Below are 6,308 nucleotides of genomic sequence, written 5' to 3'. Positions count from 1 at the left end.
ATAGGTGTGCCAACTTTCAAGCAAATCGTTAAACCACTGTTTTTAAGTAATATTTTATTGTGGAAGTTTTTGAGGGGAACTGAACAATGTTTGAACACAAAAAGAAATTAGTGAAACTCACCATGCTCTGGTGAATTTCACTAAACTCGCTCTATTACAGACTAACAACCGAGTCCATCTCAGCCCTAGCTTGAGTAATGACTTCGATTCCAGCGCCTTGCTTATGGGCGTTTTCACTTAAATAACGGCGCCATACTCGCGAACCGACCTCGCCTTGGTAGAGTCCAATAATATGGCGGGTGATATGATTCAAGCGGCCACCTTGTTGCAGGTGTTTCTCTATATAAGGAAGTAGTTTCTCCAAAACGGCATCTCGGCTGATCACAGGCGTATCCATACCGCACAGCTTCTGATCCACTTCAGCCAAGATATAAGGGTTTTGATAGGCTTCACGGCCAACCATGACTCCATCTAGGTGTTGCAGATGAGTCTGACACTCCTCTAGAGTCTTTACGCCACCATTAATCGAGATATTTAGCTCAGGGTAATCACGCTTAAGCTGATAGACACGCTCATAATCTAATGGCGGGATCTCGCGATTCTCTTTTGGACTTAAGCCTTGCAGCCAAGCTTTACGGGCATGAATAATAAACTCTTCACAACCCGCGGCTTTCACCGTGTCTATAAGCTGAGTCAAAAACTCATAGCTATCTTGCTCATCGATACCGATACGGGTTTTCACCGTAACTGGAATATCCACCACCTGCTTCATCGCCGATACGCACTCGGCAACGAGCTCAGGCTCAGCCATAAGGCAAGCGCCAAAACGACCGTTCTGCACTCTATCCGATGGGCAGCCGACATTAAGGTTAACCTCATCATAACCACGCTGTGCGGCCAGCTTGGCGCAAGCCGCTAGATCGACCGGATTTGATCCACCAAGTTGCAACGCAAGCGGGTGCTCCTCTTCGTTATAAGCTAGGTAATCACCTCGTCCATGCAATATAGCGCCGGTTGTCACCATCTCGGTATACAGTAGCGCCTGAGAAGACATCAAACGCGCAAAGTAGCGGTAATGTCTGTCGGTCCAATCCAGCATGGGCGCAATGGAAAATGTGCGATTAATCCGTATGCCTTTAACTGCCTGTGATTCGTGACTTTCTATTGATTTCATTGAGTTTTACACTTTAAGTATTTTCATAAGATTTTTAAGCATTTTTGCATGTTTTTAGTTCATCAGGTACCCTAGCAGGTACCCTAACGGATAGGACGAATACCTAAAATGGCGTTTTATAGAATAGAACCAAGACAGAGAGCCGATGGCACTAATCGCTATAAATGCTCAGTCAGAGTCAAGCAAAAAGGCAAGATAGTATACAGCGCATCTAAAACGTTTACAAAGAACGCTGCGGCTGATAGCTGGGGCAGACAGCAAGTTGTGGATATTGAACGGAATGGGGTACCTGATGTGGGTACCTTGGGTACCCCACTGTTTGAGTTGATAGGTAAATTCTTAAACGACTCTCACGTAAAACTTGGCCGAACGAAAAAGTACGTCCTTGAAATGCTCGCTGATAGTGACTTAGGAAAAATCAATATTGCAGAGATTCAAGCTCATCACATCGTTGAACATTGCAAGCAAAGAATTGAGTCTGGGGCTGGACCATCGACCGTATCACATGACGTTAGTTATTTAAGGTGGGCGCTAAAGATGGCCAAACCGTCTTACGGACTCAATTGCTCAGAGAGTCCAGTTGTTGATGCTTACCCTGCGTTGCATGATCAACAGTTAATAGGTAAATCAGAACGCCGTTCTCGCAGGCCTACAGCTGACGAAATAACCAAACTAAAAGCTGGACTACTCGAAAGAATGAACCAACAAGCATCGAGTGGGATACCTTATGTTGATCTGCTTGATTTCTCTATTCTGAGTTGTATGCGAATTGGTGAGGTTTGCCGTATTCGGTGGGAAGATGTCAACGAGGAACAAAAAGCAGTGATGGTGCGTGATCGTAAAGACCCGCGCAAAAAGGTAGGTAATCACATGCTGGTACCGCTATTGGGTGGCGCGTGGGAGATACTGCAAAAACAGCCTAGAACCGATGAGCGGATTTTTCCCTACAATGAGCGCTCTGTTACTGCAGGTTTTCAGCGGGTGCGTAAAGCCTTGGGGATTGTTGATCTGCGCTATCACGATTTGAGGCGTGAGGGTGCCAGCCGATTATTTGAGAAAGGTTATACCATTGATGAAGTGGCGCAAGTTACCGGCCATAGAAACATCAATACACTTTGGCAAGTTTATACTGAGTTGTTCCCTAGCCGGTTACATGAAAAAGACATTTAACACATCAGGTATTAGCTTATTAGTTAATGCCTGAGTTAGTTAGTGTCTGACTACTCACCGCATCAACCACATAACCGCCCTCGACCAGTGCGAACGAGCCAAAGCCTGCCCTTGGCTCTGTAAATCGATATTCTTTGTAATGCCTGCCCTCTTTGAAATACTCATAAACATTGTATTGTTGAGGACCCGCCGCTTTTAGCATTTGACTCTCAGTCATACAGGTTGTGAGTTGGCGAAAGCGAATAGCATCACTGTCGATTTTAACTTTCTTGCATGGGTGCGCGTTGGCAGCTGCGGCTTGTTCAGGTAATTGCTCTACCGTATCGAACTTTATCATTTCACGCTGTTTGGGTATCACGAACGCCATTGATGAGCCATTATCTAAATCAACGGGCTTACTCGACTCATCACAGGGATCGGATTGATATACGCCATCGGCGCAGCGGTATACCTCGCTCATTGCTGGCGCGGCAAACAAACAGATAGAAACAAGTAATAACGCTCTCATCAATAAAATCCTCCATGACTTTATTGTAGTTTACACCTCTATTTCAGAGTGGGGCAAGTCGGCGGCGGTGCCTAATATGCGTCCATCTTGCACATAAACCTTGCTGCCAGCGCTACCACTGCCGATGGCAGTGGCTTTTAGCCCTGAGTCGCTAATGAGCTTGACGGTACCATCACCATTATCGCTTTGGACCGTCATGATCATACGTGGCAGTGAGAGCGCTTTTTGTAGCTGCTTAAACATTGCTGGCACTCCTTACAAGTGGCGAATGAGGGTAACGGTTTGGATAACATCAAGACCGCTGTTAATGTCCATGCTGGCGCTAATGCTCACGCTGTCACAGGTTGCTTTAAACACATCGCCTTGATAGGTCACACCGATTAACATGCCCTTTTTCAGCGGCGGCAAGTCGGCCATGAGTGGCAAAGTAACCGTGATTTTCTGCTTGTTGCCTGTATCAGCTATAACATTAGTACCCGCTAAACGAGCAGCTTTATTATCGACAATTAATTGTGCGGTAATGTCGGCGGTGGCGATATCGCCTGCCGTTCCTGCACGTTTAACCTTAGCGCTTACCCCTTTTTGCTCACCACGTACCCAAGCGGCATTACACGCCTGGTTAATCTGCTTTTGGCTGCTGTAACTCATGATCACCGAGTCGTGAATATTAATATCGGCAATGGCGCTATCCATGGCCCAAGGTGAAGTGGGCCAGCGCGGCACAATGCTCAACTTACTGGCAAACTCATCGGGGATCACCATGCAGCCTATTTGAGCGCAAGCCTCACTCACGGCATCGATGGGTGATTTACCCATGATAGAGAACGCCCCAGCCGGTACCGTAAAATCAGTAATACCAACAAGCTCTATCGACCAACCCGAGTTAGTGAGCAGATCACCCAGCAAGCCCGCGAATGAGCGAGCTACATCATTGGTATAACTGATTGGCGCTCGCCATGGGGTTGAAAGCAGCGCCGAACGGCTACGGCCTGCACTGCTATAGCTGGCAGTGCCAAAGGCTGAGCGAGTTGATGGCTGCTCTGCTAACGCAAAAAACTCATAGCCATTGATATCAATCAACAGTAATTCATTTTCTGCGTTACTGGCATCGATAGCACTGCTAAATTGCAGGTTAACCGATTGCGCGTATTGGCTGCGGCTGTCGCTAAAGCTGACGCTATCTAGCACTATGGCGAGTGAGTCACTGACTCGGGTACACGTTAAGGTTGGCTGCATTAAATAAGCCCTACGGATCTGAGGTTCAATGGGTACCTTAAAATCAAGGTCGGGTAGTGATGGGTTGCCATCGACCAAGCCACCGCCATCATCGAAATAACAATATCGGTCTGACTCGGTAAACCTTAAGGTGATTGGCTGCTGAGCATTATCAAGCGCTGACTCGCTAAAGCGAACGCTAAATAAACCCACCGCTGGCGGTCGGTACTTAGTTGAGCAAATCCACCTCGCTTGATGTGGTCCCCAAACGATTGCTAGTTGCTGATTGATATCACTGCCCATTACAAGATAACTAAGCGCAAGCTGTACATCGACCTGCTCAGCATTATCAAAGCTTAGTGGGGTGTCAAGCTGATAAGTGGCCGTTATCGCCCACGCCGCCTGCACACTAGCCTCGACTGTTTCAAGGCTTAACCAATCAACCGAGGTGATTGATTGGTGCAATACAGGCAAGGCCCAAGCAAAACGGTTCACTTGCTGTTGCTGAGCGCCCAGCAATAACGGCAGGCTGATATTTGCATTGTGCAGCGGCCCCAAGTGCCAACCCAAGGCTATTTGCTGCTGCGTGGCAATATCTGCTAACCAATCGAGTTGATATTGATTAGCGACTCTATCGGTATGGCCTACCACTGCCAATTGTGCCTCGGTCTGTAATGGTTCCAGCCAAGCCAGCACAATATCGAGCCCTATGCCGCCATCACGGATTGGCGGCTGTGGTGGCTGCTCGCCCTCAAACCTTATCTTAATTGGCGAACGTAAGTTGCCCCAAGATTCAGAAAATCTAAGCACAACTCTGTTCGGGTTTTTAGGGTGCTCGATGGTTACGGGGGATTCAGCATTCAACCATGGTTGCTCAAACCTTAGAATCGCCCGATTTGGATTTTTTATAAAAGAAATTCCAACTGGGCTAGTTGCATCTAACCGCCCACTGATGAGTGATAATTTTATCATGCTGGTGTTTGCACTAAGTCAACTGCTTCACACTTAACACCATCGACAACAGCTGCATTGTATTCTCGATTGTCATCAAGAATGGTCACGACTAGGTTCCCATCAATCGCATACTTACCATCGAAATAATGAATTTTTATGTCATTGTTGCCGATGAATAATGTCTCACCAGTCTTGCGGTCTGTTACAATGTGCCTTTCCGACAGTGGGTCTAAGTCAAGCTCAAGTTTACCTCTATTGGCAGCGGCCATGCCGAGCGTAGAATGTCGCATAAATTTTATCATTACCACTCCTCAAGGTTTAACCATACGTTGAGAGTTAGTGCGGGCTGTCTGAAAACCAGATGTTGCTGCCCTTCAACATCTATGACCATAGGGTACGTACCATCTTGAATAGAGGTGAATACTTCGTTTAGGATTCCAGGCAGCTTGCCCCGATATGCGGGATATTTCCTGCTGCTCACGTAAGGTACTCCGTCTGGGTCTACTGCGGATGAATCAGGGGAAACACTGTGTACCCCAATCAGTGTGTCACAATACACACCTTGCCTGACCGATGGCGCACTACTTGCGTACTCACTGAAATGACCACTCGGGGTCATAAATCCGTGATCCACTGCATTGCTCGTACCATCAGCACCGTACATTTTAAGTCCGTTCAAAGGTGCTTTGTTAGTACGGTTTCTCCACCAGTACATGAAACAGTTTGAGTATGATGCGCTGTTCATCTGAGCATCACCAGCATAGTAATTACAGTTTGCTATGAAAGGCGCCTGGTCTTGTGGAATGAATGAATGAATGTCACCGCAAAACAATTGACTCTCTAGCACCGCTCGCCTAGCTCCCATGCGAGTATCAACACTGTCACCGATAATCAGATAAAACGCCTTTGGGGTACCGACAACCCACCACTCTGTCCAGTTAACATTGTGTGAGCCGATTCTTGACCTGTATCCAGCTTTGATAAGCGTATCGATGTCGGTCATTGATTGTGCCGACCTGATATCGAGCATTGCACCTGCGGTGTCTGCACTGGCGGAAAACTTACAGTACCCGCCGCTACCGCCTGCCGCCACGTTGTTTCTAAAAACGACCCCAACGTCAATTGCATTGTCAAACTCGACTGTCCAGCCAAGTGGTTGTTTTGACCCATAACCATCAACCAAACAAGCCCTTAGTATCGCTACAATATCACTAGGTTTACGACCTGTAAGTTGTGGCGCCCCTGCGTCTATGTTTCTAAATACCGTTACTGCATCTACCATTTAAA

7 protein-coding genes are annotated in these 6,308 nt (G+C 47.2%); 1 reads left to right on the top strand and 6 read right to left on the bottom strand.

Translation table 11 applies throughout. The features are described from left to right. Window positions 1-154 precede the first annotated feature (154 nt). The gene (dusA, locus tag K5Q92_RS12395; protein WP_220769308.1) at window positions 155-1,174 is read right to left on the bottom strand and encodes a tRNA dihydrouridine(20/20a) synthase DusA; all 1,020 of its coding nucleotides are present in this window, start codon (window positions 1,172-1,174) and stop codon (window positions 155-157) included. A 108-nt stretch (window positions 1,175-1,282) separates the two neighbouring features. Here dusA and K5Q92_RS12390 point away from each other — a divergent pair, with 108 nt between their 5' ends. Next, window positions 1,283-2,344 carry a site-specific integrase gene (locus K5Q92_RS12390; protein WP_220769307.1) on the top strand — a complete coding sequence of 354 codons (1,062 nt, stop codon included), beginning with the start codon at window positions 1,283-1,285 and terminating at the stop codon, window positions 2,342-2,344. 19 nt (window positions 2,345-2,363) lie between these two features. On the opposite strand, the gene K5Q92_RS12385 is transcribed toward K5Q92_RS12390, so the two are convergent. From K5Q92_RS12385 to K5Q92_RS12365, 5 genes are all read right to left on the bottom strand, one after another. Continuing rightward, complete coding sequence (locus tag K5Q92_RS12385) at window positions 2,364-2,852, bottom strand: hypothetical protein (protein WP_220769306.1); 489 nt, start codon at window positions 2,850-2,852, stop codon at window positions 2,364-2,366. A gap of 30 nt (window positions 2,853-2,882) precedes the next feature. Continuing rightward, on the bottom strand, window positions 2,883-3,095 hold the full coding sequence (locus tag K5Q92_RS12380) for a hypothetical protein (protein ID WP_220769305.1): 213 nt from the start codon (window positions 3,093-3,095) through the stop codon (window positions 2,883-2,885). A 12-nt stretch (window positions 3,096-3,107) separates the two neighbouring features. Further along, a complete protein-coding gene (locus K5Q92_RS12375; protein WP_259649565.1) occupies window positions 3,108-4,931 on the bottom strand; it encodes a hypothetical protein in 1,824 nt (607 codons plus the stop codon). A gap of 104 nt (window positions 4,932-5,035) precedes the next feature. Next, a complete protein-coding gene (locus K5Q92_RS12370) occupies window positions 5,036-5,323 on the bottom strand; it encodes a hypothetical protein (RefSeq protein WP_220769304.1) in 288 nt (95 codons plus the stop codon). Then, window positions 5,323-6,303, bottom strand: a complete 981-nt coding sequence (locus K5Q92_RS12365; protein WP_220769303.1) for a hypothetical protein — start codon at window positions 6,301-6,303, stop codon at window positions 5,323-5,325. Before K5Q92_RS12365 ends, K5Q92_RS12370 begins: the two co-directional genes overlap by 1 nt. Between the last annotated feature and the right edge of the window lie 5 nt (window positions 6,304-6,308).

This window comes from Shewanella sp. MBTL60-007 (assembly GCF_019654915.1).
Classification (GTDB): domain Bacteria; phylum Pseudomonadota; class Gammaproteobacteria; order Enterobacterales; family Shewanellaceae; genus Shewanella.
The sequence above is the reverse complement of the archived record's forward strand: the minus strand, read 5'-3'. Positions and strand labels throughout refer to the sequence as shown.